Annotated in this window: 21 protein-coding genes; 11 read left to right on the forward strand and 10 right to left on the reverse strand. The window is 34.6% G+C overall.

Going from position 1 to position 24,257, the window contains the following annotated elements; translation table 11 throughout:
* Nucleotides 1-15: 15 nt before the first annotated feature.
* A complete protein-coding gene (locus tag MVE07_RS02835) occupies nt 16-1,428 on the reverse strand; it encodes a Do family serine endopeptidase (protein WP_297453702.1) in 1,413 nt (470 codons plus the stop codon).
* Nucleotides 1,429-1,511: 83 nt separating this feature from the next.
* Here MVE07_RS02835 and MVE07_RS02840 point away from each other — a divergent pair, with 83 nt between their 5' ends.
* The 3 genes from MVE07_RS02840 to fabZ are packed head-to-tail and all read left to right on the forward strand — an operon-like array spanning nt 1,512 to nt 3,624.
* Nucleotides 1,512-2,306, forward strand: a complete 795-nt coding sequence (locus MVE07_RS02840; protein ID WP_297453705.1) for an HAD hydrolase-like protein — start codon at nt 1,512-1,514, stop codon at nt 2,304-2,306.
* Nucleotides 2,299-3,162, forward strand: a complete 864-nt coding sequence (locus MVE07_RS02845; RefSeq protein ID WP_297453708.1) for a UbiA-like polyprenyltransferase — start codon at nt 2,299-2,301, stop codon at nt 3,160-3,162. The genes MVE07_RS02840 and MVE07_RS02845 overlap by 8 nt, the downstream gene beginning before the upstream one ends.
* Nucleotides 3,163-3,174: 12 nt before the next feature.
* Nucleotides 3,175-3,624 carry a 3-hydroxyacyl-ACP dehydratase FabZ gene (fabZ, locus tag MVE07_RS02850; RefSeq protein WP_297453711.1) on the forward strand — a complete coding sequence of 150 codons (450 nt, stop codon included), beginning with the start codon at nt 3,175-3,177 and terminating at the stop codon, nt 3,622-3,624.
* Here fabZ and MVE07_RS02855 read toward each other — a convergent pair.
* The 5 genes from MVE07_RS02855 to radC all read right to left on the reverse strand — a co-directional run bounded on the left by MVE07_RS02855 (nt 3,611) and on the right by radC (nt 10,898).
* Complete coding sequence (locus MVE07_RS02855; protein WP_297453713.1) at nt 3,611-4,924, reverse strand: hypothetical protein; 1,314 nt, start codon at nt 4,922-4,924, stop codon at nt 3,611-3,613. The genes fabZ and MVE07_RS02855 overlap by 14 nt on opposite strands.
* Nucleotides 4,925-5,153: 229 nt before the next feature.
* Nucleotides 5,154-6,650: a hypothetical protein gene (locus MVE07_RS02860; RefSeq protein ID WP_297453715.1), complete on the reverse strand. Its 1,497-nt coding sequence runs from the start codon at nt 6,648-6,650 to the stop codon at nt 5,154-5,156.
* A gap of 13 nt (nt 6,651-6,663) precedes the next feature.
* A complete protein-coding gene (locus MVE07_RS02865) occupies nt 6,664-9,474 on the reverse strand; it encodes a hypothetical protein (RefSeq protein ID WP_297453717.1) in 2,811 nt (936 codons plus the stop codon).
* Between the two features lie 197 nt (nt 9,475-9,671).
* Complete coding sequence (locus tag MVE07_RS02870) at nt 9,672-10,151, reverse strand: fasciclin domain-containing protein (protein WP_297453719.1); 480 nt, start codon at nt 10,149-10,151, stop codon at nt 9,672-9,674.
* Between the two features lie 45 nt (nt 10,152-10,196).
* Nucleotides 10,197-10,898 carry a DNA repair protein RadC gene (gene radC, locus MVE07_RS02875; protein ID WP_297453721.1) on the reverse strand — a complete coding sequence of 234 codons (702 nt, stop codon included), beginning with the start codon at nt 10,896-10,898 and terminating at the stop codon, nt 10,197-10,199.
* A gap of 72 nt (nt 10,899-10,970) precedes the next feature.
* Between radC and MVE07_RS02880 the strand changes: the two genes are divergently transcribed.
* Nucleotides 10,971-11,534: a peptidylprolyl isomerase gene (locus tag MVE07_RS02880; protein ID WP_345781538.1), complete on the forward strand. Its 564-nt coding sequence runs from the start codon at nt 10,971-10,973 to the stop codon at nt 11,532-11,534.
* Here the strand turns inward: MVE07_RS02880 and MVE07_RS02885 are convergent.
* Genes MVE07_RS02885 through MVE07_RS02900 form a run of 4 tightly spaced genes read right to left on the reverse strand, consistent with a single transcriptional unit; the run spans nt 11,524 to nt 16,055 of the window.
* Entirely contained in the window at nt 11,524-13,086 is a 1,563-nt protein-coding gene (locus MVE07_RS02885; protein ID WP_297453727.1) for a hydantoinase B/oxoprolinase family protein, read from the reverse strand. The two genes, MVE07_RS02880 and MVE07_RS02885, sit on opposite strands and share 11 nt — an antisense overlap.
* A 2-nt stretch (nt 13,087-13,088) precedes the next feature.
* Nucleotides 13,089-13,610 (reverse strand): DUF3592 domain-containing protein, encoded by a 522-nt coding sequence (locus tag MVE07_RS02890; protein ID WP_297453729.1) that lies wholly within the window; start codon nt 13,608-13,610, stop codon nt 13,089-13,091.
* The gene (locus tag MVE07_RS02895) at nt 13,611-15,581 is read right to left on the reverse strand and encodes a hydantoinase/oxoprolinase family protein (RefSeq protein WP_297453732.1); all 1,971 of its coding nucleotides are present in this window, start codon (nt 15,579-15,581) and stop codon (nt 13,611-13,613) included.
* Nucleotides 15,582-16,055 carry a BCAM0308 family protein gene (locus MVE07_RS02900; RefSeq protein ID WP_297453735.1) on the reverse strand — a complete coding sequence of 158 codons (474 nt, stop codon included), beginning with the start codon at nt 16,053-16,055 and terminating at the stop codon, nt 15,582-15,584.
* 84 nt (nt 16,056-16,139) lie between these two features.
* Here MVE07_RS02900 and cysS point away from each other — a divergent pair, with 84 nt between their 5' ends.
* The 7 genes from cysS (at nt 16,140) to MVE07_RS02935 (ending at nt 24,240) form a co-directional block, all read left to right on the forward strand.
* Complete coding sequence (gene cysS, locus MVE07_RS02905) at nt 16,140-17,603, forward strand: cysteine--tRNA ligase (RefSeq protein ID WP_297453737.1); 1,464 nt, start codon at nt 16,140-16,142, stop codon at nt 17,601-17,603.
* A 1-nt stretch (nt 17,604) separates the two neighbouring features.
* Nucleotides 17,605-18,279 carry a class I SAM-dependent methyltransferase gene (locus MVE07_RS02910; protein WP_297453741.1) on the forward strand — a complete coding sequence of 225 codons (675 nt, stop codon included), beginning with the start codon at nt 17,605-17,607 and terminating at the stop codon, nt 18,277-18,279.
* A gap of 32 nt (nt 18,280-18,311) precedes the next feature.
* Nucleotides 18,312-19,307, forward strand: a complete 996-nt coding sequence (locus tag MVE07_RS02915) for a 3-dehydroquinate synthase II (protein WP_297453745.1) — start codon at nt 18,312-18,314, stop codon at nt 19,305-19,307.
* 14 nt (nt 19,308-19,321) lie between these two features.
* Nucleotides 19,322-20,872, forward strand: a complete 1,551-nt coding sequence (locus tag MVE07_RS02920; protein WP_297453748.1) for an MlaD family protein — start codon at nt 19,322-19,324, stop codon at nt 20,870-20,872.
* A gap of 15 nt (nt 20,873-20,887) precedes the next feature.
* On the forward strand, nt 20,888-21,571 hold the full coding sequence (locus MVE07_RS02925; protein WP_297453750.1) for a Crp/Fnr family transcriptional regulator: 684 nt from the start codon (nt 20,888-20,890) through the stop codon (nt 21,569-21,571).
* Between the two features lie 108 nt (nt 21,572-21,679).
* Complete coding sequence (locus MVE07_RS02930) at nt 21,680-23,074, forward strand: TolC family protein (protein ID WP_297453753.1); 1,395 nt, start codon at nt 21,680-21,682, stop codon at nt 23,072-23,074.
* Nucleotides 23,074-24,240, forward strand: a complete 1,167-nt coding sequence (locus MVE07_RS02935) for an efflux RND transporter periplasmic adaptor subunit (RefSeq protein WP_297453756.1) — start codon at nt 23,074-23,076, stop codon at nt 24,238-24,240. The genes MVE07_RS02930 and MVE07_RS02935 overlap by 1 nt, the downstream gene beginning before the upstream one ends.
* Nucleotides 24,241-24,257 lie beyond the last annotated feature (17 nt).

Consider the following 24,257-nt stretch of genomic DNA (forward strand, 5'->3'; position numbering starts at 1 on the left):
CGGGAGGCCAGAGTTTTATTTTTTACTTCTAAGTATAGGCATTACTGTGTAAATAGTTGTATCTCCTCTTCTGACAAATAATAACACACTGTCTTCTCCTTTTTTCTCGGCTTTCTTAATTTCTTTCCAGAAATCTCTGGCAGTTTTAACCGGTTTTCTGTTTACTGTGAGAATTACATCACCTGTTCTTATTCCTGCTTCATCAGCTACTGAGCCGTATTTTACCCCTAAAACCAGAACACCGTAAGGAACTTTTGGAATTCTGTATTTTTCTACAAGCTCTGGAGTTATGTCTCTTACGATAAGTCCATATTTGGCTTCCATTTCTTGCAGTGTGCCTTCAGATACTTCTGTTTCTTCTTCCCATGGAGCTGTTTTTACAGTAAAGTCAAGTTTTTTACCGTTTCTGATTACTGTTATTCTAAGTTTTGTTCCTGGGGGGTTTCTCATTATGTATTTTTGGAGTTCTATTATTTTGCTAACAGGTTTATCATTAACAGCTACTATAACATCTCCTGGTTTTATTCCAGCTTTGTCAGCTGGTCCTCCTTTCATAACTTGGGCTACGAGAATACCTTTTTTAACACCGAAATGTTTTGCCAGTTCAGGGGTTAATGGTTGTATAACAACACCAATTTTACTTCTTTTTACTTTTCCGAATTTTAGAACTTGCTCCATAACCCATTTTGCCTGATTAATTGGAACTGCAAAACCAAGTCCCTGTGCACCCATTATAATAGCTGTGTTTATTCCGATAACTTCTCCGTTTAGGTTTATAAGAGGTCCTCCTGAGTTTCCAGGATTTATTGCTGCATCTGTCTGAATAAATCCTTCTCCTGGGTGTCCAGGCATTTCTCTGTTTAGTGCAGAAACTATTCCCATCGTTACAGTTCCTTTAAGTCCAAGTGGGCTACCAATTGCAATAACTGTCATACCTGGTTTAAGTTTATCTGAATCTCCCAGCTTTAGAACATGTTCTTCTGCAAATTTTTCTATTCCTTCTTTAAACGGAACAGCAATTAATGCAACATCACTAAGCTTATCTGTTCCAACAATTTTTGCGTCAAGAACTACGCCGTTTTTGAATTGAACTTTTATATTTTGAGCATTTTCAACAACATGGTTGTTTGTAAGGAGATAAACTTTTTTCTTTTCTTTGTCTACTTTTACAATAAATCCTGAACCGAGACCTTCCTGTCTTTGTTTAAATTCAGGCACATTTGGAATACCAAAGAAATCCCCAAAAGGACTACCGGCAAAAGGATTAGCAATTTTTACTTCTTTTATTGTGAAAATTGTGGCTACCCCTGGTGAAACCCTTTCCACCAGTTGAATTCTTTCCTGCTCGAGCTGTTGCATTAAAGATGTTGCAAATGAAAGTTGAAATAAAAGTAGCAGAAGCAAAGCAGGAGACAAAACTCTTTTCATTTATTAATCCTCCTTTTATGTTATTTTGAACTTAAATTAAGCTTGTATTGTGAAATTGCAGTGAAAGCAATTATAATACTTTTATGAGGATAAAAGGGTTTTTAATAGATTTAGATGGTGTTCTTACAAAAGATGAAAATTTTTCTCCTATCAATGGGGCTATTGAGTTTATCAGTTATTTGAAAAAAGAAAATATCCCATTTGTAATTGCAACAAGTAATTCCAGATATCCACCTGAAGAAATTGCAAAAAGAATGCAAAAACATGGTTTTGAAATAGATAGTTCCAATATTGTTTCTCCGCTGGTTGTTGCTCCTGAAGTTTTGAAAAAAGAGAATATGAAAAGCTTATTTATTTTAGGTTCGGATGCTGTAAAAAAGTTTTTTATAGAGAAAAGTTTTGATGTGCTTAATGACTATCAGGTAGATGCTGTTCTGGTTGGATTAGATAAAAACCTTAATTTTCAAAAAATAAAAATAGCCACAACAGCTTTAAAAAAGAAAAAGGCAAAACTTTATGCATTAAATAAAAATATTATCTCAAAAGATGATGATGGTCTTTTGTTCCCCGGGGTAGGAACGGTTGCAAAAATGTTTGCTACTGCCTGTCAGTGTAATGAAGATTTTAAACATTTTGGGAAAGGTGGAGAAGAGTATAACAAAGTTATTTTTGAGAAAATTGGTATTGAACCGGAAAATCTGGCTATTATTAGTGATGATATATTTGTAGACCTTGGAGGTTATCAAAAACTTGGGCTGAAAACTATTTTTGTAACTACCGGTAAGTATACCGTTGAGGACATACCTGAAGATATGAAAATAGATTTAGTTGTTAATTCCCTTACAGAACTTATTGGGAGGATTGAATTTATTGATTAAAAAGATAAAACTTTATGCAGACCTAATAAAGTTTGAACATACTATATTTGCAATTCCTTTTGTTCTTGCTGCTGTTTTTATCGTAGAAAAAGGGCTGCCTTCATGGGATAAAATTTTTTGGATTATAGTTGCTGCTGTTGCCGGAAGAACAGCAGGAATGGCATTTAACAGATTTTTTGATTTACCGTTTGATAAGCTAAATCCAAGGACAAAAGATTGGGCTTCTGCTTCAGGTGCAGTAAAAGCCGGAGAAATTCTTGCACTTGCAATTGTTTCTTCTGGAGTTCTTGTTTTTGCTGCCTATCAACTTAATAAACTAGCCTTTTATCTATCTCCTGTTGCTATAGCCCTTTTGATTATCTATCCCCTTGGTAAACGATGGACAAATTTTGTTCATCTGATACTGGGAGCTGTTTATTTTATTATTCCAATTGCTGTTTCTATAGCTCTGGAAGGTAGAGTTGAGATATCAACTGTATTTTTAGGACTTGGTATGGCATTCTGGGTGGCAGGATTTGATATTTTTTATGCTTTGCAAGATATAGAATTTGATAGAAAAATGGGAATTCATTCTATACCTGCCAGATTTGGTGTTAAAAAGGCAATTTTATTTGCGAGAATTTTTCATATTTTGACGTTTATATTTTTATTGCTTACAGGATATTTTGCAGGATTGGGACTTATATATTATATCGGTCTCTTGATATTGACCGGGGCTTTGATTTATGAGCATTCCTTAATCAAGGAAAATGACTTATCCAAAATAAATGTGGCATTTTTTACAATTAACGGATATATCAGTATACTTTATATGGTGTTTGTTATTTTAGATGTTTATCTAAAAATAACATTATAAGGAGGGTTTGAGATGTCTTTTGCCGATGTTCAGGAGATAAAAAAAGTTCTTCCCCATAGATATCCATTCTTATTGATAGATAGAATTTTGGAGTTAGATATTGAAAATCTTAAGGTAAAAGCCCTTAAAAATGTTACCATAAATGAAGAATTTTTTAATGGACATTTTCCCCATTTTCCTGTAATGCCAGGAGTTTTAATCATAGAAGCTATGGCGCAGGCGGGCGCTTATCTGATGATAAAAAAGGCACAGGCAGAAGGAATAGAAGGGGATTTTACGGTATTATTTGCCGGTATTGAAAATGCCAAGTTTAGAAAGCCTGTTGTTCCTGGAGACCAGATTATTTTTGAGATAGAAGGGATAAACATTAAAAAAAGTATGGGTAAAATAAAAGCTGTCGCAAAAGTAGATGACAAAATAGTCTGTGAGGCAGTTTTAATGGCAGCCCTTAAAAAAGATTAAATATTATTTTGTAGCAAAATCTATTGATTTGCTTTGCCTGTATATTATGGGGATTTAGCTTTATTGCTTTATCTGTTAAAAACAAAGCCTGTTCATAACCTTTTAAATTCAGATATAAGTAAGCTTCCTGTAGATATAAATAACTTAGCTTTTTAGGATTTTGAGTATTTTTTTCTTTTTTCCTAATTTCACATAATTTTGATGAATATTTTTCTTCTAATATGATTTGTGAATAATTTTGGGAATAATTGATAGGCCAGAAGACCCATAAAGCAAAAAACATCATTGCAAATATAGATAAAATTTTTGCTTTTAAATTTTTTTGGGAAATTGTTTCAAATAGAATACCTGTATAAAGAATAAGAGGTAGGAATAAGGGAAGTCTGTATCTATCTGTTACAAAAAACAAAAGCACTGTTAAAAGATAGGCTACGAAAAATATATGGACAGGTAAAAAGTCTTTTTTTCTTATAGAGAAAATAAAGCCTGATAATCCTAGAAAGGTTATAATCCCAAAGGTTGTAGAGAGTTTTAAAAGGGGAACTTTAGATTTTAGATAGTTTTTGTTTATGTTATTGGGTATATCATAGTTGTGGAATGTAAGAAATAGTTTTTTGATTTCCAGTAATAACCACCTTTTTGGATAAGAAATAATATCATTTAATGCTTTTTTCATCCAAAATTTATTTACCTGAGATGGCTTTAGTTTTTTTCCTATTTCCTTTTCTGCCACATTTCTACCATCAAAGTAATGCCCAAAGGCTGATGCCCTTATGCCTGGTATAGATTGATAGCCACCTGTAGCATATTTGGAATTACCAATATAAAAATGTATTCCTCCAATTGCACTGACCATAACAAAATCTTTGGAAATTATGTAATTTCGGAGTGCTGTTAAAGAAATGGTTATAATAACAGGAATTAAGGATATAATGGCAAATTTTTTATTTTTTACAAATAAATAGATAATGAGACCTAAAACTACAGGTAAAAAGTTTATATAGATTAATGATGCCAGTGCAAAGAAAATTCCCAGGATAACAGGAAATATCAGATTTTTACTTTTTAGGCTGTATAAATATAAATAAAAAACAAATCCCCATGTTATAAAAAAAATTCCCAGTGATGTTTTTAAGATGTGGACATCATATATGATAAAAATATCAAGAAACAAAACTATTAAAGAAAGTATCAAAGGTATCGGTTTTTTAAAGAAAAATTTCGCAGATAAATAAATAGCAATAGGAGTAGAAGAACCTGTGAGAATATTTATTATTCTGAGTAATTCAGGTCTAAGCATTGATGTTAAATATGCATAAAAAGGAGAATAGTAAAAAACTTCATTTGAATAAAGGAAGAAGTTTTCTTTTATGAACTTGCCTATAAAATAGTAAAAATCTTCATCTTTATTAGGTGGAAAACAGTGAAATGTTAGAGAATTTAGGTATTGGTAAGTAATTATTCTTAGGATTATTCCACTTAAAAAAAGAAACAGGAACAGAGAAAACTCTCTGTTCCTGAATATACCTTTAATATAATGCCCTTGAACCATATTGTTTTAATATATTTTTTTCATCTTGAGAAAGTTCATTTGCATTTGCTTCAAATGGATACAGACAGATATTTAATGTTCCTTCTGAATGCATTTTTACAAATATTGGAAGGCTATCTTTCCAATTTATCTGTCCGTCTTCATTTGTGTCATCTTTTTCATCTATTACTCCATCAAGATTATAATCACATCTGTCTGAATAATAAGTGACTATCTGGGCTTTTATTCCTTGTGCATTTGATTCACACTGTGCATATTGCATGGAATGTTCTACCCAATAACGTGTTTCATTTATTCTGGTATCCATATAACAATCATTTGCATCTTTAGACTGGGCGCTAACTTGATTTTTCAGAGTGCTGGATACGGCAACTTTAATACTTTCTTCCTGAATTCTTTGTGGACAAGGAAATGTATTCTGGAAATCCGGATCCCATGCACAGGTGTAATCTTCAAAATAATCAGATGTATTTGTAGCTACTTCTATAATTGTTCCTTTAATTTCTTCACCATCAAGAGCTGTTGTTTTATAAACTGTATCAAGCTCATTAACGACATCTGTGCCATCTCCTTGTGTTAATGAAAATTCATCGTTAGGGAGGTTATATAATTTTTTGTCAAAATTTTGGTAAGGTTCATAGGTTGGGTTTTTGCCGTAGATAAAAACGATTCTTTTCCATTTATTTCCGCTACTGTCTGTGTATGGTTCAAGTTCAAACTCATTAGATTCTATTGCATTTGGAGCTATATTTGAATCACCGGGTCCAATCAATTGGAGTATATATTGAAGATCATATCTTAGGAAACAGAACTTATCTCTATTTTCCTGGTTTGCACACTCGTTATTGCCGATATATAAATTGTTTCCTTCCCATAATATATGATAGCTTTGGGGATAAGCCGGCTTAGTTTCATCTACCGATGCAGGAGCAACGTCATATCTGGAATCGTAATTGATCATGTCTGAATTTATGATAAAAGAGTCAACTGTTTCTTTTGCATCTTTTTTAAGTTTGTTGAATGTAATAGGAGTTTTTAATTTCCATTTTGTATAAGCTATAAACGGAATGTTGAAAGTATTATCATTTTCTTTAAGATTTAGTTCTAAGCGCATTGATGATAATAAAGCTCCATTGCATCTTCCATCTTCTGGATTGCCAGAATAAAATCCTAAATACATATAATTTTGCCCAACGTGGAGATTTGGAAGATTTACAACCGGATTATTTTTAGTTATTGTTCCATCAATCCATTGATTTCCACTATCTATTGAATATTCAATACAATTAATTTCATTTGATATATGCTGTGAATTGGGTTGAGAATCATTAAATTTTATAGCGAGGTGTAAAGATGCTGTTTTTGGCTGTGAGGAGTTTTGGGAAGTGTTGGAATCTGAACCAACACAAGCCATATATGAAAGAGGGGCTACCATAATGGCAGCCAGAGCTAATTTTTTTATTTGATTTCTCATAATTACTCCCTCCTTATTGTATTCCTATGTTTATATTTGCAGATTTTCCATAATCGATAGTGATTTCTTTATCTACTTTGTTTCCTGTTTCATCGGTTACTTCAATTTTTACATTAAATTCGTCGCCAGTTTTAGGTTTAGGATTCATCTGGTCGAGGTGTATGATTATACCTTCACATTTGTCTCCAAATTCAAATTCATACACAGGGTCATTATCCTGTATTTTGTTTCCGTTTACATACCATTCGCAGGTATATCTTTGACCATCCGGTTCGTATATGGAAGTATCTACATAAACTCTGGAATCATTTTCATTTGGATGTTCCGGATAAGCTGAGATATAAACTACAGGAGGTTCATCTTTAACTTTTAATACATACTTTCTAATTGATGTGTTTCCTGCTGTATCGTTAACTTCAAGTTTGAGTTTACACTCTGTTGCATTGTTTGGTATGTTGAATTTCTTATCAAATTTTATGTTTCCTTGTCCTGAACCTGTTGCAAGTTGATTATATTGACCGTTTCCTTCACAGTCATAAGAAATTGTGTATGTAAGATTTTCTCCTTCTAAATCATAAGCAGAACCAATTACATTAATATCAATGGCGGTACTTACTGCAGTTTTTGGATTTGTATAGAAGCTTAATATTTGGGGTGCTGCATTGTTCACATAGATTTGAACACTTCCCATGTAGATCTCTTGACTTTTACCACCTTCGGAATCTTCCAGTGATAAATAAAGTTTATATATGCCGTCATTAGATATATCATTTGTTGATATTTTTACATTTTCTTCAGAACCGAAAAGTTGTCCGTTTACAGTTTTAACAGTTGTTCCGTTAAGCTTAAGAGTAATTGTATAGTTAATAGGATAATTTCCATCAGGGTCCCATCCGTATATTCTGGTGTTTATATCACTACCGGCTTTAATAATTTTTGATAGGACTTCTCCGTAACCGTTTGGTTTGATATTTATTATTTTTATATCTTTAAGAATTACGTTCTTTCCATTATCCTGTGTTTCATTACTTTCTAATACACCATTAACGTTAAATTGTAGAGATTTATCATAGGCGTATAACTGAATATCTGCATTACATGGAACAGCTTGAATAAATTCTCCATTCTGGTCTGTTGTTGTATAGGCATAAAATTCTAACTGGTCGTTTTTGAGTTGGATACCAACATTTTTTCTACCAGAACCTGTATCTTGAGAAACAACTTTTCCTTCTACCATACATTTATAAGGATTTTTTAGTGTTAAAGTAATTTTACATCCCGGCCCAAATGTAATTTCTTTTGTATTTGATATATACTGACGAGTATATGGATTAAATACATTTACTGTTCCTTTTGGAGGATCGCAGAATTTTAAAACGTTAGCATCTGCTTTTCCTTTTGCAGATGAAACACCATACCATGCGGATATACAGTTATTATTATCAGGTTCTACATAAATATTTGTTGCCACAGGATTACCGTCTTCATCCTTAACAGTTATTTCACATTCTAAAATTTTGCTGGCAGGTTTTATATAGTCTAAATTTTTCCAGCTAAGATATGGATTAGTTGAGCTTACTACTACATAAGTTTTTCCACCTGAAGCGCATATTTGATTTTCGTCTGTGATTATATTGTTACCGGAACAACTAACATCTTCGGGAGTTCCGTCATTATCTACATCTACACAGGCTGAACTACTGGAGTTTTGTGAACAAGAGTCATCATTTATACAACCATTTTTGATAATATAGTCCCAGGCAGTATCTATTTTGTCATTATCTTCACCTATTTCATAATAAGCTGTTGAACCATTTACAAATACACCTTCTCCGGCTTTTAACCAGTTACCTGATTCCCTGTCAAAAGCATAGAATACATACTGGATACCTTCTTTATGAGGGTCAATATCAAGTGTTCCCAGACTTTTTTTCAGTTTTCTGAGCTGATCACAATCAACAGACCTATAAATCCTGAAATATTCTCCTAAATCTTTTTTTGCCAGCTGTGGTGAAATATTTCCTTGTGCTAAAGGATTGTTTCCTGTTGTTGGGTCTTTTATATCAAGCCAATCAAATCCAAAGGAAATAAGCTTTCCACCTCCTGCATACTCTTCTCCAGGAAAGTTTTTGTAATCTTCAGGGTTTGATGGGGTAAATCCTTTATAAGAGATTTCAACAACTGAGGAATTGTTTGCCTGTAGTTTTGAAACTGGAATGGCCAGTTCCATCACAGTATTTTCTTGAGATTGGGTAGATATTTCGCGAACAACCTGTGATTTTATTTTTCCATTAGAATCTTTATAAAATCTGATTCTTACGGAGTTATTATTTACCGAGGCCAAATTAATATTTCCTAAATTTACGAGCTGTTTTTCAACAGGTTTTATAGGAATAACTATATTCAAATTTCTAACATCGTCTGGGGAACTATATTCAATTGTTTGAGTTCCCTGTGTAAATCCATCTTTATTTACGGATATTACTATTTTCCCGCCATCTTTTGAGATAGGAACGCTAACTCCAAAATAGCCATTGTTTTCAATAGTATTCGATTTTCCAATTTCTTTTCCATTTTTGTCAATAGACAGTGCGGTAATTAAGGCTGGTTTAGCATCCCCCACAGCCTGAGTATTAATCCCTCCACTATCGACAGAACCACTTATGGTAGCCTGGGTTATTGTATTTTCTTCTTCTTGCGTAGGTGGTTCTGTTTTTGGAATGCTAACTCTTCCTCCATTTGAACTATCAAAGCAGGAGGAAACAAAAATTGATGCAGTTAAAATACCTGCAGACAGAGAATACCGGAACAAATGCTTTCGCATGATAAATCCTCCCTCTTATTTGAATATCAGAAATTTTATATTTTTATTATTATTTTTCTGTGTTTTATAACTAATTATACAAAAATATTTTTTTATGTAGAAATTTTTTAGAAATTCTTTAGGAATTTAATGTGCAATAGTAGAGAAATTCCAGAGACATAAAATCAATCTCTGGAACGGAAGAGAAGATAATTTATTTAAATGATTATACCTTTAATGGTATGAATAAAACCGTTATAGCAGACTATATTTGCTGTTTCAATTTTGTTATTTTGGATTTTTGCATTTACATAGCAAGCGTTATCAATTAAGAATTCATAATCTTCTCTAATATGGCATTCTACGTCAACGGAAATTTTTATACCGCTCAGAGTTGTTAATTCTTTTATATCAAGCATTTCTTTTAATGTTATAGGTTCCTCTACTATATGATTTTCAAGAATTTCTTTTGCAAGTTTTTCATCTTTGAGAGCTTTTTCTACTATAGCAAGGGTTTCCGGTGATATATAATCAATTGTATTTTCAACAGGAACGAATAATGTCAAAGCTCCTTCTCTCAGATAATCTTCATATCCGGCAATATGTATAAGTTGAAAAAAGTGTGGATAAGCAAGTCCTTCTACCAGTCTATCATATATATTTGGTAATCCTTCGGCAGGTGGTTTCCATTTTTTCATCTTCTGGCCCTCCGGTTAGTTTTTACTAACAAAATAAATTATTTTTTAGATATTATCAAGTTTTCCTTCACGGGCAAATGAATAAAAATCTTTTTTCCCGACAATTATGTGGTCTAAGAGTTCAAATCCAATTTCAAGGGATAAGCGGTGTATAAGCTTTGTAAATTCTATATCCTCTTGTGAAGGATACGGAGGACCTTCAGGGTGATTATGAACAAGAATTATTCCATAAGCATTGTATTTAAAGGCTGGTTGGAAAATGTCCCGTGGTCTGACAGATACTACATTTATTGTTCCTAAAGCGACTGTTTCTTCTCCCAGTAGCTGGTTCATTGTGTTTGTGTATAAAACAAGCATTTGTTCTTTCTTTTCTCTGGATAGCCATTTTACGTGGGAATATACATCTTCCGGAGTAGAAAATATAGTGTTTTCTTCTTGATGCTCTATTCTTTTTAGAATTTCAAATATTGACAGGATTTGGAGTGCTTTTACTTTGCCTATACCTTTTATTTCTGTAAGCTGTTCAAGGGTTATATTTTTCATTGAGGATAAACCTTTGAATTTTTTTAGGAGCAGGTCCGCAAGTCCAAGAACATTAAGTTCCTTTGTTCCCTGTCCAAGAGAAAGTGCCAGTAGTTCTGCATCTGATAATGAAGAAAGGCCATATTTAAGAGCTTTCTCCCTTGGCATAAGCTCTTCCGGGAGGTCTTTTATTCTTTTTTTGTATATATATTTTTCAAATTTCATCCGCTCCCCCAATTTTTGATATAAATTTTATATAAAAATACCATTATGGAGAGGAAGATGAAAAAAATATTTATGGTTTTGGCTTTTGTGATTGGAATTATAGGATTCTCCCATGCCAGGGAAAATCCGGTTGTTGTTATTAAAACAAATATGGGTGATATTTATGTGGAACTTTATCCTGATAAAGCACCTTTAACAGTTAAAAATTTTCTTACCTATGTTAAAGAAGGATTTTATAATGGAACTATTTTCCATAGGGTTGTGAAAGGGTTTGTTATTCAGGGGGGAGGGTTTGATAAGGATTTAAATTATAAAAAGCCCACCCATCCTCCAATTAAAAATGAATCAAACAATGGTCTGTCCAATGTTAGAGGAACTATAGCTATGGCAAGAACTTCTGACCCCCATAGTGCAAACACCCAGTTTTTTATAAATCTTGCTGATAATACATATTTGGATTATGGAAAAAATCCACAAAAATGGGGATATACAGTTTTTGGGAAGGTCATAAAAGGAATGGATGTTGTTGATGAAATTGCTGAACTTCCTGTGGTGAATATTGGCTGGATGATGAATGTTCCTGTTAAGCCTGTTATTATAGAAAAAATAGAAATTGTGAAACCTGCTAAGAAGTAGGATTTCCATATCCCCCGCCGCCGGGGGTTTCAATTCTGATTATATCACCTGCTTGCAATTTTTCTGAAAATTTTGATGGTTTTATTTCTTCTTTACCATTTTTTATGACTATATTTTTACCTGTTTCTCCCGCTTCTCCTCCAAATAAACCGTAAGGAGCTATTTTTCTTCTTTCTGATATGACTGTTACCTGTGCATCTGCAAGGAGTTTTATTTCTCTGATAATTCCGTCTCCACCTCTATGGAAGCCATTTCCACCTGAGTTTTTTCTTATGGAATATCTGACAACCTGAAATGGATACTCAAACTCCAGAGCCTCAACAGGAGTGTTAAGGGTGTTTGTCATGTGGGACTGGATAGCACTTTCCCCGTCTGTTTTGACAGAAGCACCCATTCCGCCGCCGATGGTTTCGTAATATGTAAAAGATTGATCTGTTTCAGGATTTATTCCACCAATGGTTATGTTGTTCATTGTTCCCTGACTTGCTGCAGGTATTTCTTCCGGTATAGCTTTTGATAAAGCACCTAAAACCACATCAACAATTCTTTGTGAGGTTTCAACATTTCCTGCAGATACAGCTGCTGGATGAGTGCAATCAACAATTGTGCCTTTTCTGGTAATCACTTTTATTGGTTTGAAACAACCGGCATTTGTTGGAACATCAGAAGACAACAAAGACCTGAAAACATAATAAACAGCAGACATAGTTATTGCTTTTACTGCGTTTATGCTGCCCTCTGTTTGTGGGTCTGATTTTGTAAAATCAACTATAGCCTCATCATTTTTTATAGAGATTTCCACTGCTATTTTTATCTCTGTGTTTCCAAGTCCGTCGTCTTCCATGTAGTCTTCATAAGAATAAGCACCGTCGGGAATTTCTTTTATTTTGTTTCTCATTATTTTTTCTGAGTAGTCAAGAAGAGCATTCATATACAGATTTACAGTTTTTAGAGAGTATTTCTGAACAAGCTCTTTTAATCTTTTAATCCCTGTTATATTTGCCATTATTTGAGCATTAAAATCTCCTTCTCTCTCCTCCGGAGTTCTGACATTATTTTTAATTAAACTGAAAATCTCTTTATCAATCTGCCCTTTTTTAACCAGTTTTACAGGTGGAATGATAAATCCTTCCTGAAATATTGAGTTAGAGATTGGCATTGAACCAGGAGAAGCACCACCTATATCTGAATGGTGGGCACGGTTTGCCACAAAAAACTGGAGCTTTCCGTCTATAAAAACAGGGGCAATTAGTGTTATGTCAGGCAGGTGTGTTCCTCCTTTGTATGGGTCGTTTAGAACAACCATATCCCCTTCTTCAAAGGAAATAGATTTTATTGTTTCCAAAACAGACATTGGCATTGAGCCCAGATGAACAGGAATATGTGCAGCCTGAGCTATTAGCTCTCCTTTGCTGTTGAAAATTGCACAGGAAAAATCCCTTCTTTCTTTTATATTTGGGGAGTAAGAGGTTCTCTGGAGAATAACCCCCATTTCTTCTGCAATTGCTGAGGTTCTATTTTTGAAAACTTCCAGCAATATCGGATCTATCATAGTTATTCTCCGTAGATTATTGAATGGAGCCAGCTTTTTACCATATTTGCTAAATCAGATAAATCTGAGCCGTAAAAAATAATTTCAAATATCAGTGTATAAAGGAAAACAGACAGCATGCTGAAAAATACAAGTGTCTGGATAAACATTCCTGTATGGTAGTTCCTTTTTAAAACGGCATCAGAAGGATTAAAGGGATTGTAATAAACCTTGACTTTACTTCCTTCTGGGAATTTTTCAACCAGTTTTTTTATAGTTTCATAGTCAGATGCCATTTCTGTAAGGAAAATTCTGTCTGATATATACTCTTTGCCGTTTACAGTGTATTTATATTCTATATGGGGATAGTAGTAGTCATAGGCTATCGTTCTTTTGTCTTTCTGGATTTCGGATTTTATTATGATTCCTTCTGTTTTAGGCCATAGATATATCCTGATTAAACGGTATAGAAGATAAAGGGTTATAAGTCCTAATACTGTTACCCAAAAACCAAAAGGCAGAAACAAGAATTTTCTGTCCTCCATTTAAACCTCTATTATTATGTTGCCGTATAAATCTATTATAGCCTTTGCAAAAGGCGGCACAACCGTTGTTGAAGAATATTCAACTATTATTGCTGGACCATTAATTTCGTTATTTGCAAGTAGTTTATCTCTGTCTAAAACGGCTGTTTTATACTCCTTGCCATCAAAAATAACAGGTCTATGGTCTATTACTGCTTCTTGTGATATTTGTGCTGTTCCTTCTGTGATTTTTTCTATTTCAGGTTTTTCTTTGTAGCCTGTTGCCCTTAGTCTGATATTTACAATTTGAACAGGTTTTTCTGGCATTTTGTAGCCGTAATTTTTTTCATATATGTTGTGGAAATCCTCAATAAACTTTTCTGAAAACGGAACAAATATCTCAAAAGATTGCCCTTTGTATCTCATATCAAGGATTTTCTGGATTTTAATATTTTGCTGGTCTATACCTTCCTGTTTTAAATCTGTTATAGCTTTTTCCTTTAGGGTTTCGAAAAGCTGGTCTAAATGACTAAAGCTATTCTCTTTGGCATCAAGTAAAACAGTTAAGGAATAGTCTTTCACTATATCAGACAAAAGCATTCCAAAAGCAGAGAAAATACCCGGGTTTTTAGGAATTATTACCTTTGGGATACCTATTGATTTTGCTAAAAATGCAGCATGTAGTCCTCCTGCCCCTCCATAGACAAAAAGTGCAAAATCTTTTGGGTTATGACCTCTTTCAATGGATATTTTTCTTATGGCATTTTCCATTTTTGTATTGGCAATTGTTAGAACTCCTTCTGCGAGTTTTTCAACGGGAATATCCCATTCCTGTGCGTATTTTTCAAAGTATTTGTATGTTCTCTCATAATCTAATTTCATTTTTCCACCGAGGAAATAGTCAGGAAGCAGGCGACCTGTGATAAGGTTTGCATCTGTGACAGTGATTTTTTCACCTTTTCCATAGCAGATTGGTCCCGGGTCAGCACCGGCACTTTCAGGACCTACATTTAAAGCTCCACCCTCGTCCAGATATGCAATAGAACCGCCACCGGCACCCACCGTGTGAATATCGATAACAGGAACCTTTATAGGAAAATCCGATATTGTAGATTCTGTTGAAAATGGTATCTGATCATCTATTAGAGAAACATCTGTTGATGTTCCTCCCATATCAAAAGTAATTAGTCTGGTCTGGCCTATTAGCCGTCCTATGTGGTATGCTCCAACCACACCACCAGCAGGGCCTGATAAGACTGTTCTAACCGGTTCTTTTTTTGCGATCTCCGGTGAAATTACTCCACCGTTTGATTGGATTATCCTAAACTGGTCTTCCGGTAATAGATTTTCCTGTATATAGCTTATGTAATAGTTCATCTTAGGCATTACATAAGAGTTAATAACAACTGTTGAGGAACGTTCATACTCTCTGAACTCTGGAATTAATTCATGAGAAACCGTTACATAAAAGCCATTTTGAATAAGTTTTTCTTTGAGTATTTTTTCATGTTCAGGATTTAAAAATGAAAATAAGAATGAAACTGCTACAGACTGGATATTTTCCTGTTTTAGCAGCTGGATAATCTGCTCTATTTCTTTTTCATTTATATCTTGAATAATCTCACCTTTACTGTTTACACGGCAATTGATACCGTAGCAATGTTTTTGTTCAACAAGAGGCTCAGGTCTTCTGTAAAAAAAGTTATAAAGCTCTTTTCTGTTTTGTCTACCTATATAGATGATATCTTCAAAACCTTTATTTGTGATGAAAGCTGTTTTTGCTCCTTTCCTTTCAAGGACGGCATTGGTGGCGACAGTTGAACCATGGGTTATATCTTTTTTGTTGTCCTGGCCTATATGCTTTATTCCTTTTAAAACAGCAATGGCAGGATTTTCAGGGGTTGACAGGGTTTTGTAAATATGCCACTTTTCATCTTTTTTGTAAATAAAATCTGTAAAAGTTCCCCCTGTATCAACCCCTATGATTACCATTTACCTTTCCCAGTGAACCCTTATATATTTTGTTCCTTCAGGATACTGGAAGTTTAATTTTCCTTTGTATGCTTTATGAACAGCCTCTCCGATTCTCCTTGCAAGATGTTCATAGGTTGTAGTTATTGTTATTTTATTTCCTTCATCATTTATTTCTATTATTCTTTCAAGGGGTCTATATGCCATCTCTTCCTCTTCAACATTTCTTATAAGATTTAGAATTTCATCTTTATGGGATGCAAGGAATTCTCCTTCAAGGACAACAACTCCCCCTTCATATCTGTCCTCAATTCTTCTACATGCAGGACATATCATTTTTTCAGCGTTAGCAGGTGGAGGCTCAATCCACTGGAAAATACCATCGTGGAAAACCACTCCACATCTTTCACACACAGATGGGTCATGATATTTTTCCTTAGTAAAGTATGGGTCGTGTATATACTCTTTCAGCAGTCTGTCTTTTCTGTTGTTCATTTCAGGCCTCCTTAAAAAACGGTTATTATCATTATTAAATATAGAATTGGGTTATAATTATAACAACAACTGGAGGTGAGCGGCATGAGTTTAAAGGTTTATAACACCCTTTCAGGACAAAAAGAAGAATTTGTTCCTATAAATCCCGGTGAAGTCAAAATATACACCTGTGGTGTTACTGTTTACGATGTTAACCACGTAGGACACGGAAGAAGTTTAATTGTCTTTGATATGATAAGAAGGTATCTCAGGTATCTGGGATACAACGTTAAGTTTGTCAGAAATTTCACTGATGTTGATGACAAGATTATAAACAGGGCAAAAAATGAATGCTTACCTTTTACAGTAATAGCAGACAGATATATAAAAGAGTATTTTCAGGATGCTGAAAATTTCAGGATAGAGCCTGCAGATGTTGAACCAAGGGTAACAACCCATATCCCCGATATTATAGATTTTATCCAGAAGCTTATAGATAAAGGCTATGCCTATGAAGTTGAAGGGGATGTTTATTTTTCTGTTAGGAAATTTAAGGATTACGGAAAGCTATCCAAAAGAAGTGTTGATGAGCTGATAGCAGGTGCAAGGGTAGAACCTGGAGAAAAGAAAAAAGACCCACTTGATTTTGCACTCTGGAAAGCATCAAAAGCAGGAGAACCTGCATGGGATAGCCCATGGGGCAAAGGAAGACCTGGCTGGCATACAGAATGCTGTGCAATGATTTTTAAACATCTTGGTGAAACAATTGATATACATGGTGGAGGTTTAGACCTTACATTCCCTCACCATGAGAATGAGCTTGCTCAGGCAGAGGCTTTGTCTGAGAAACCATTTGCAAGATACTGGATACATAACGGGTTGGTTACAGTTAACGGCCAAAAAATGTCCAAATCTCTCGGAAATTATATAACCCTGAAAGAGATTTATTCTAAATATGAACCGGATATTCTTAGACTACTGGTTTTATCTGTTCATTACAGAAGTCCCCTTGATTTTTCATGGGAAAAGATGGAAGAAACCAAAAAGGCCTACGAAAGACTAAAAAATGCGATGGATGAGTATGAAATACTGGAAAAACTGCCGGAAAATCCAGATTTTGAAGGCCATTTATATGATGCTATTGCAAAGGCTGAACAGGGATTTTATGCTGCAATGAGCGATGATTTTAATACACCTGAGGCTCTGGCTGCATTGTTTAGTCTTGTTAGAGAGATGAATATCCTTAAGGACAAGGCAGTGAAGGAAGGAGGAATATCTAAAAAAGCCCTTGCTTCATACAAAGAGGCTGCAGAAGTGCTTCATAAAATAGGAAAAGATATATTTGGTCTTTTTGATAGCCTGCAACCTTGTGTTGAGGTTGAACAGATTCAGGTAGAGAAAAAAGAAGAGGCAATAGATGAAGAGTTAATAGAAACACTACTTGAAGTTCGAAATATAGCCAGAAAACAGAAAAACTTTGAAATTGCAGATATGATTAGAGATAGACTGCAGCAACAGGGAATAATAATAGAAGATACCCCTGTTGGAACAAAATGGAAGAAAAAATAAAATGGCTCAGGAAAAAATAGCTGAAAGGATATTTGACAGCGTCGTCAAGTCTTACGACGCTTTTTTGTCTTCTGTAACATTTGGACTTATAAATAAATGGCAGAATATACTTGTTGATAATACACCTGTCGGCAAAATTTCTGTTGATCTGGGGACAGGAACAGGAGAGGTTATAAAAAAAATTAAAAAATTCTATCCTCAAACCTTTACCATCGGAGTTGATGTATCCCAGAATATGCTTTTAAAGGCAAAAGAAAAACTCAAAGATACAAATACCGCCCTTGTAAAAGCCTCTGCATACAAAATGCCTTTTAAAAATAATAGTGTTGATTCTATTCTAATGTCCCTTGTTTTCAGACATCTTGATGCTGAAAAAGCAATTCCAGAATTTAGCAGAGTTTTAAAAAAAGGAGGTTATGTATCAATACTGGATATATCAAAGCCACACAAGATAATATTTAACTCAATATTCTTCTTCGCCAATAAAGTATTTAGACCTCTTGGACAAAGGATATTTACAAAAGAAGAATATGACTATTTTATGGAAAGTGTTTTGAATTCCAGAAAACCAGAGGAATTGGAAACACTTTTTAGAAAGTATTCATTTAAAAAAGAATATATAACAACAAAATTTGGTGGTATGGTAGTCATTGCTGTATTTAAAAAGGAAAACTGATATTATAATTAATTAAAAAACGGGGTCAGAAGATGAAAGAGTTCATAGTAGATGCTTCAGATTACGACAAAACAATAATCACAACAGCAATTGAAAGTGGTGCTGATTATATCATTGTTCCGGAAGACAAATTAAAAGAAGCCAAGAAGCTGGGAAGGGTTAATTTTATAACAATTGATAAAAATGGGAATTTGTCAGACGATTTTGTTCTTGTGGTTATAAATGATAAAAAAGATGAAGAAAGGGCTGCCCAGCTGGCCAAATCAGGGAAAAAAGTCATAGTGAAAACAACAGACTGGACGATTATCCCTCTGGAGAACCTGATAGCCCAGTCAGAAAATATCTACGCAGTGGTAAAAAATGCAGATGAGGCAGGTATTGCCGTTGGAATACTGGAAAAAGGAGTTAAAGGCGTTGTCCTCGAAACAAAAGACTTGAATGAGATTAAAAAAGTTGCCAATGTAATAAAAGAAACTACCGAAAAAATAGAACTGGTAAAAGCCAAAGTTACAGCAATTATTCCAGTTGGAATGGGGGATAGGGTTGCAGTTGATACCACCTCCCTGTTTAAAAGAGGGGAAGGTATGCTTGTCGGTAATTCTTCTGCAGGTATGATTTTTGTCCATGCAGAAACAGAAGAAAGTCCTTATGTTGCATCAAGACCTTTTAGGGTTAATGCCGGTGCAGTGCATATGTATACCAGAGTTCCCGGTGGAAAAACTGTCTATCTATGTGAACTGGAAGCAGGAAAAGAAGTTATGGCTTATGATATAGAAGGAAATGGAAGGGCTGTTGTTGTTGGAAGGGCAAAAATAGAAAGAAGACCTATGCTTCTTGTGGAAGCAGAGTATCAGGGTAAAAAACTGAGTGCTGTCCTGCAAAATGCTGAAACAATCAGACTGGTTAAAGGGGATGGTTCATTAGTATCCGTTGTTGACCTTAAGGAAGGAGATGAAATTTTAGGATATGTAGAAGAAGCAGGCAGACACTTTGGTATGAAAGTAGAAGAAACAATTTTAGAAAAATAATTTAAGGTGCTATTATGAACACAGCCTTTAGGGTGGGGCTTTTTGTTTTAATTATTTCTGCTATAGCAGGTTATTTAATAATAACATTCAGTGGTAAAGAGTTCGGAGTGTCAACCAAGGAATATGTGATTTATTTTGATGCTGTTGAAGGATTATCTCAGGGAGCTGATGTTCAGGTAAAAGGTGTTAAAGTCGGTAGGGTAGAAAAGATAGAGTTTGATAAAGGAAAGATAAAGGTAACAATCGGTATCAGGAAAAGCATCCCCATTTATAAAAACGCTAAAGCCTATGTCCGAACACTTGGATTGATGGGAGATAAGTATATATACATAGACCCTGGGACTCCAGATGCCGGAGAGTTGGCGGAAGGAGGAGAGATTACAAACGCGCAGGTTTATGCATCTACAGAAGAGGCTTTTGCATCTGTCCAGGATATAGCCAAAAAAATAGGGAAACTAGTGGATAATCTGAATGATGCCCTTGGAAATGGAAATCTTAAAGAAATGGTTGAAAATATTAAAATCCTTGCTAAACATGCTGACGAAATGGTGGTTGAAAATAGAAAAGGGGTTAAACAGGCAATAGACAATATAGTTGCCATTACCGATAGTCTTAGGAAAGAACTTCCACCACTTATTCAAAAAATAGACAGAATAGCAACAAATCTGGAATCTATAACAGGAGAAAACAGAGAAGATATCAGAGAGCTGATTAAAAATCTAAAAGAAACTTCAGTTGCTCTAAAAGAGAAAACACCAAAAGTTCTTGATGAAATTGGAGCGGCAGCAGAAACAATAAAAGGCACTGTTGGAGAAAACAGGGAGGATATAAAAGTCGCAATTAAAAAGATAAAAGAAGCCTCTGAAAAATTAGACAGAATTCTGGCAAAAATAGACGAAGGAAAAGGAACATTGGGAAAACTGGTTAATGATGATAGTCTTTATGAAAATGCAAACTCCGGAATTAAGGAGTTTGCAAAACCATTTGCAGTTGTAAACAAATCTCAGCTTGATATTATGCTTTATGCGGAAAAGCACACAGGAAACGAGGATTCAAAAGCCGGAATAGCAGGAAAGTTTGCCCCAAGTAGTAATAGCTATATATACGCAGGGCTTCTTACCAATAGCAATGGAACAGTCACAAAAAGGAAAGAATATACAGACAATTCAGGAACAAGAGAAGAAGTTGAAAGGAATTATGGAATTCTGTTTGATGTCCAGTATGCCCACAGGCTTATTGATATATGGAAATCAAGCTTATGGATAAGAGGAGGTCTTAAAGACTCAACAGGTGCAGCAGGTGCAGACCTTTATTTAAATAGAAATCTGGTTGTAAAAGCAGACCTTTATAACTTTGACAGGAAATATCTAAAAAATAACAAGGATATTGATAATCCGCAACTGGATATTTATTTTCAATATAAGATGCCCAGTTATCCAATATTCGTTAGACTTGGAGGTTCTGACCTCCTGAATAGTGATGTAATGGGTATTTATATTGGTGGTGGATTTATGTTCAGAGATAATGATATAAAATATTTACTGGGAAGTATGCCAAAACCTTAATAGAAGAGGATTTAAATGGATAAAGAAAATTTTCTGAAAAATGTGCCACTGTTAGAAGGTATACCGGAAGAGGACTTAGCAGAGATATCAAAATATTTCCATTTAAAAGAGTATAAAAAGAATGAATATATATTTTTTGAAGGGGATGAAGAACCGGGGATATACATTGTTATTGAAGGAATTGTAAAGCTAATAAAAGAAACAGCTGACGGAAAGACAGTTATTCTCAGGCTTGTTACACCTAAAGAGGTATTTGGCTGGCTTGTAGTTGGGGAGAGTAGACCAGAAAGCACATATACAGCTCAAGCGCTTGTAGATACAAAAGTTTTATATATATCAAACAAAGATTTTCTGAAACTTTTAAATCTTTATCCTGCCCTCGCAATTAAGATTACATGTGATGCAAGTAAAATGCTACTTGAAGCCTATGATAGGCTTAAAAGTCTTGCAGCAGAAAAGGTTGAAGGAAGAATTGCTAATCTGCTTTTAGAACTTTCCAAAAAAATAGGAAAAGAGGTTGATGGAAAAATAGTTATAGAAGCTCCTATAACCAGACAGGATATTGCAGAGATGACCGGAACTACAGTTGAAACAGCCATAAGAATAATGAGTAAATGGAAAAAAGAAGGAATAGTTAACACAGAAAGGGGAAAAATAGAGATACTAGACCCTGACTATCTGGAAGATTTGATTGCCTGAGGGAAATATTCTGCTCTAATCCTGTTCTTGAAAATCTTAACTTTTCAGAATATAATAATATTCTAATATTCTTATTATATTTCCGGAAAATAATAAGAGAGGTGAAAAATGAGGAGACTCGGTATATTACTTGCTCTCATTTCGGTTGTCATCACCGGATATGCAAAGGAATTAACCCTAAAAGAAGCAATAGATATTGCTCTTCAAAGAAACTATGAACTTAAAGCATCCCAGCGCCAGTTGAAAAGCAAAGAGCTTGAATATCTGGCAACAAAAGGTTTAAGATGGCCAACAATCACATTCAGTGAAATGTTTATGAGAACTAATATTCCTGGCTGGGCGATGATGAATGAGCTCAACCAGCACAGACTAACAATGATGAGTTCTTCAAAATATGTAGATATGACTTCAATGAATACTATGTTCGGTATGCCTATGTTTCAACCTCCGCATTATCCGGAATGGAACAACTGGCAAACAAAAATCCAGTTTCAACTTCCTATATGGGCAGGTGGAAAGATAGGAACCGGTATTCAGATGAGAGAAAAAGAGTTTCAGGCATCAAAATTTGATTTAGAAAGAACAAAACAGAAAGTTATTTATGATGTCACTAAAGCATATTACGGTGCTTTACTTGCAAAGGAAGCTATAAAATTAGCAAAGCAAGCTTACAAAAGCATGGAAAAGCATTATAAAACTGCTGAAACAATGTATAACAACGGTCTTGCAATATATGCAGATGTTCTCAGGGCTAAAGTTTATCTTTCAAAGGTAAAAAGCAAAATAACAGAAGCAGAAAATCAATATATGGTAGCTAAAAGAGGATTGTTACTTGCAATGGGAATAGATAACGAAGACCCGGGACAGATTGACGTGGTAGGTCAGCTTGAATTAAAAGAGCAACCAAAAGACCTTCAGTTCTGGGAAAAGGTTGCTATTTCTTCAAGACCAGACCTTATAGCCCTTAGAACAAGAGTTGAAAATGCAAAAAGATATGCAGCATTCCAAAAGGGAGATATGCTCCCAACAATTGGAGCATTTGGATATTATCAAATGGATGATAGATATTCTCCGTTTGGCACAGATGGAACAGGATTTACCCTTGGAATAGCTCTTAACTGGAAGATTTTTGATGGTTTTCAGGCATATAACAGATACAGAGCTGCAAAGGAAACTTACAGAAAGTATGCAAACCTGAAAAAAGGTTTTGAGGAGTATATAAAATTCAGTGTGTATAAAGCATACAAAGATTATATGACAGCATTGGATAGACTTAAAGCTGCAGAAGATAATGTCAAATATGCAGAAGAGGTTCTTAAAATTACAGAAAAAAGATATAAAAATCAGCTTGCATCAATGATAGACCTGCTTGATACCCAAACAATGTATGACAAGATAAAATTTGAAAAGGCAAAGGCTACTTATGATGCGAATATATCCCTTCTGGAACTTAAATATCAGGCAGGCCAGTTAAAAAAAGAAAATAACGGAGGAGATAAATAATGAAAAGCGTAGTCAAATTTGTGGTGTTTTTCGTTATACCTATTACTATTTTCATCCTCTGGCTTGGGGGCTTCCTTACACCAAGAGTTGAGCCTGGATATGCAGAAGAAGAAGCTAAAAAGGTGGTTCAGGTTCCAACAATGGTTGTCCAGCCACAGGAAGTTGGACAGGTATATCAGGTTGATGGTTCGGTGATATCCAATAACACAGCAAAAGTTGCAACAAAACTGATGGCAAAAATCCTCAAAATAAATGTTAAAGAAGGAGATTTTGTTAAGAAAGGACAATTATTAGCAGTTTTAGATGATAGTGAGATTAATCAAAATATAAAAGAAGCCTATGCAGGACTTGAAGAGCTTTCTAAAGCAAGGGAAGAAGCAAAAGCAGGTCTAAAGGCTGCACAGGCTGGATACGAGTTTGCAAAAAGAACCTATGAAAGATTTAAAAATCTGTATAAAGAAAATGCAGTTTCAAAACAACAATTTGAAGAGATTGAAACAAAAATGATAGGTGCAAAGGCACAGGTTGATGCCATTAAAGCAAAGCTAAAACAACTTGATGCAAAGGAAAAACAGGTAAGGGCAAAACTTAAATATGCACAAATTATGAAAGGTTATGCTTATGTTAAAGCACCATTTGATGGTGTGATTATCAAAAAGATGAATGATGTTGGAGATATGGCAGCTCCCGGAATGCCAATATTTATCATTGGAGATAAAAATCTAAAATTCATGTCTATGATAGATGAAAGCCTTATAAACAAAGTAAATATTGGAGATGAGATCACAGTTTCAGTGGAAACTATAGGAAAAACTTATAAAGCAAAAGTTGTGGAAAAAAGCAATAGTGTTGACCCTATGAACAGGACATTCACTATAAAAGCAGAACTTCCCCATGACCCAGATTTAAAGCCCGGAATGTATGGAAAGGTAAAAATACCTGTTTCAAAAGAAGAAAAAATTCTTATACCAAAAACAGCAGTATTCCATTGGGGACAGCTTGATGCCGTTTACAAAGTAGATAAAGATGGCATTGCACATATAGCTTTCGTAAAGCTTGGAGAAGAAATAGATGGAAAAGTGGAAGTTATTTCTGGATTAAAACCCGGTGATGTTATTGTTGCAAGTGAAGTTGATAAAGCTTGTGAAGGTTGCAAAGTTCGTTAAACCACTTAGTAGCGGAG

The sequence above is a fragment of the Persephonella sp. genome, from assembly GCF_027023985.1.
Lineage (GTDB): Bacteria > Aquificota > Aquificia > Aquificales > Hydrogenothermaceae > Persephonella_A.

Bases quoted from the DNA above. Each gene is read 5' to 3' on its own strand.
- MVE07_RS02835 (WP_297453702.1), bottom strand. From the start codon at position 1,428: ATGAAAAGAGTTTTGTCTCCTGCTTTGCTTCTGCTACTTTTATTTCAA.
- MVE07_RS02840 (WP_297453705.1), top strand. From the start codon at position 1,512: ATGAGGATAAAAGGGTTTTTAATAGATTTAGATGGTGTTCTTACAAAA.
- fabZ (WP_297453711.1), top strand. From the start codon at position 3,175: ATGTCTTTTGCCGATGTTCAGGAGATAAAAAAAGTTCTTCCCCATAGA.
- MVE07_RS02855 (WP_297453713.1), bottom strand. From the start codon at position 4,924: ATGCTTAGACCTGAATTACTCAGAATAATAAATATTCTCACAGGTTCT.
- MVE07_RS02860 (WP_297453715.1), bottom strand. From the start codon at position 6,650: ATGAGAAATCAAATAAAAAAATTAGCTCTGGCTGCCATTATGGTAGCC.
- MVE07_RS02865 (WP_297453717.1), bottom strand. From the start codon at position 9,474: ATGCGAAAGCATTTGTTCCGGTATTCTCTGTCTGCAGGTATTTTAACT.
- MVE07_RS02870 (WP_297453719.1), bottom strand. From the start codon at position 10,151: ATGAAAAAATGGAAACCACCTGCCGAAGGATTACCAAATATATATGAT.
- radC (WP_297453721.1), bottom strand. From the start codon at position 10,898: ATGAAATTTGAAAAATATATATACAAAAAAAGAATAAAAGACCTCCCG.
- MVE07_RS02880 (WP_345781538.1), top strand. From the start codon at position 10,971: ATGGTTTTGGCTTTTGTGATTGGAATTATAGGATTCTCCCATGCCAGG.
- MVE07_RS02885 (WP_297453727.1), bottom strand. From the start codon at position 13,086: ATGATAGATCCGATATTGCTGGAAGTTTTCAAAAATAGAACCTCAGCA.
- MVE07_RS02890 (WP_297453729.1), bottom strand. From the start codon at position 13,610: ATGGAGGACAGAAAATTCTTGTTTCTGCCTTTTGGTTTTTGGGTAACA.
- MVE07_RS02895 (WP_297453732.1), bottom strand. From the start codon at position 15,581: ATGGTAATCATAGGGGTTGATACAGGGGGAACTTTTACAGATTTTATT.
- MVE07_RS02900 (WP_297453735.1), bottom strand. From the start codon at position 16,055: ATGAACAACAGAAAAGACAGACTGCTGAAAGAGTATATACACGACCCA.
- cysS (WP_297453737.1), top strand. From the start codon at position 16,140: ATGAGTTTAAAGGTTTATAACACCCTTTCAGGACAAAAAGAAGAATTT.
- MVE07_RS02910 (WP_297453741.1), top strand. From the start codon at position 17,605: ATGGCTCAGGAAAAAATAGCTGAAAGGATATTTGACAGCGTCGTCAAG.
- MVE07_RS02915 (WP_297453745.1), top strand. From the start codon at position 18,312: ATGAAAGAGTTCATAGTAGATGCTTCAGATTACGACAAAACAATAATC.
- MVE07_RS02920 (WP_297453748.1), top strand. From the start codon at position 19,322: ATGAACACAGCCTTTAGGGTGGGGCTTTTTGTTTTAATTATTTCTGCT.
- MVE07_RS02925 (WP_297453750.1), top strand. From the start codon at position 20,888: ATGGATAAAGAAAATTTTCTGAAAAATGTGCCACTGTTAGAAGGTATA.
- MVE07_RS02930 (WP_297453753.1), top strand. From the start codon at position 21,680: ATGAGGAGACTCGGTATATTACTTGCTCTCATTTCGGTTGTCATCACC.
- MVE07_RS02935 (WP_297453756.1), top strand. From the start codon at position 23,074: ATGAAAAGCGTAGTCAAATTTGTGGTGTTTTTCGTTATACCTATTACT.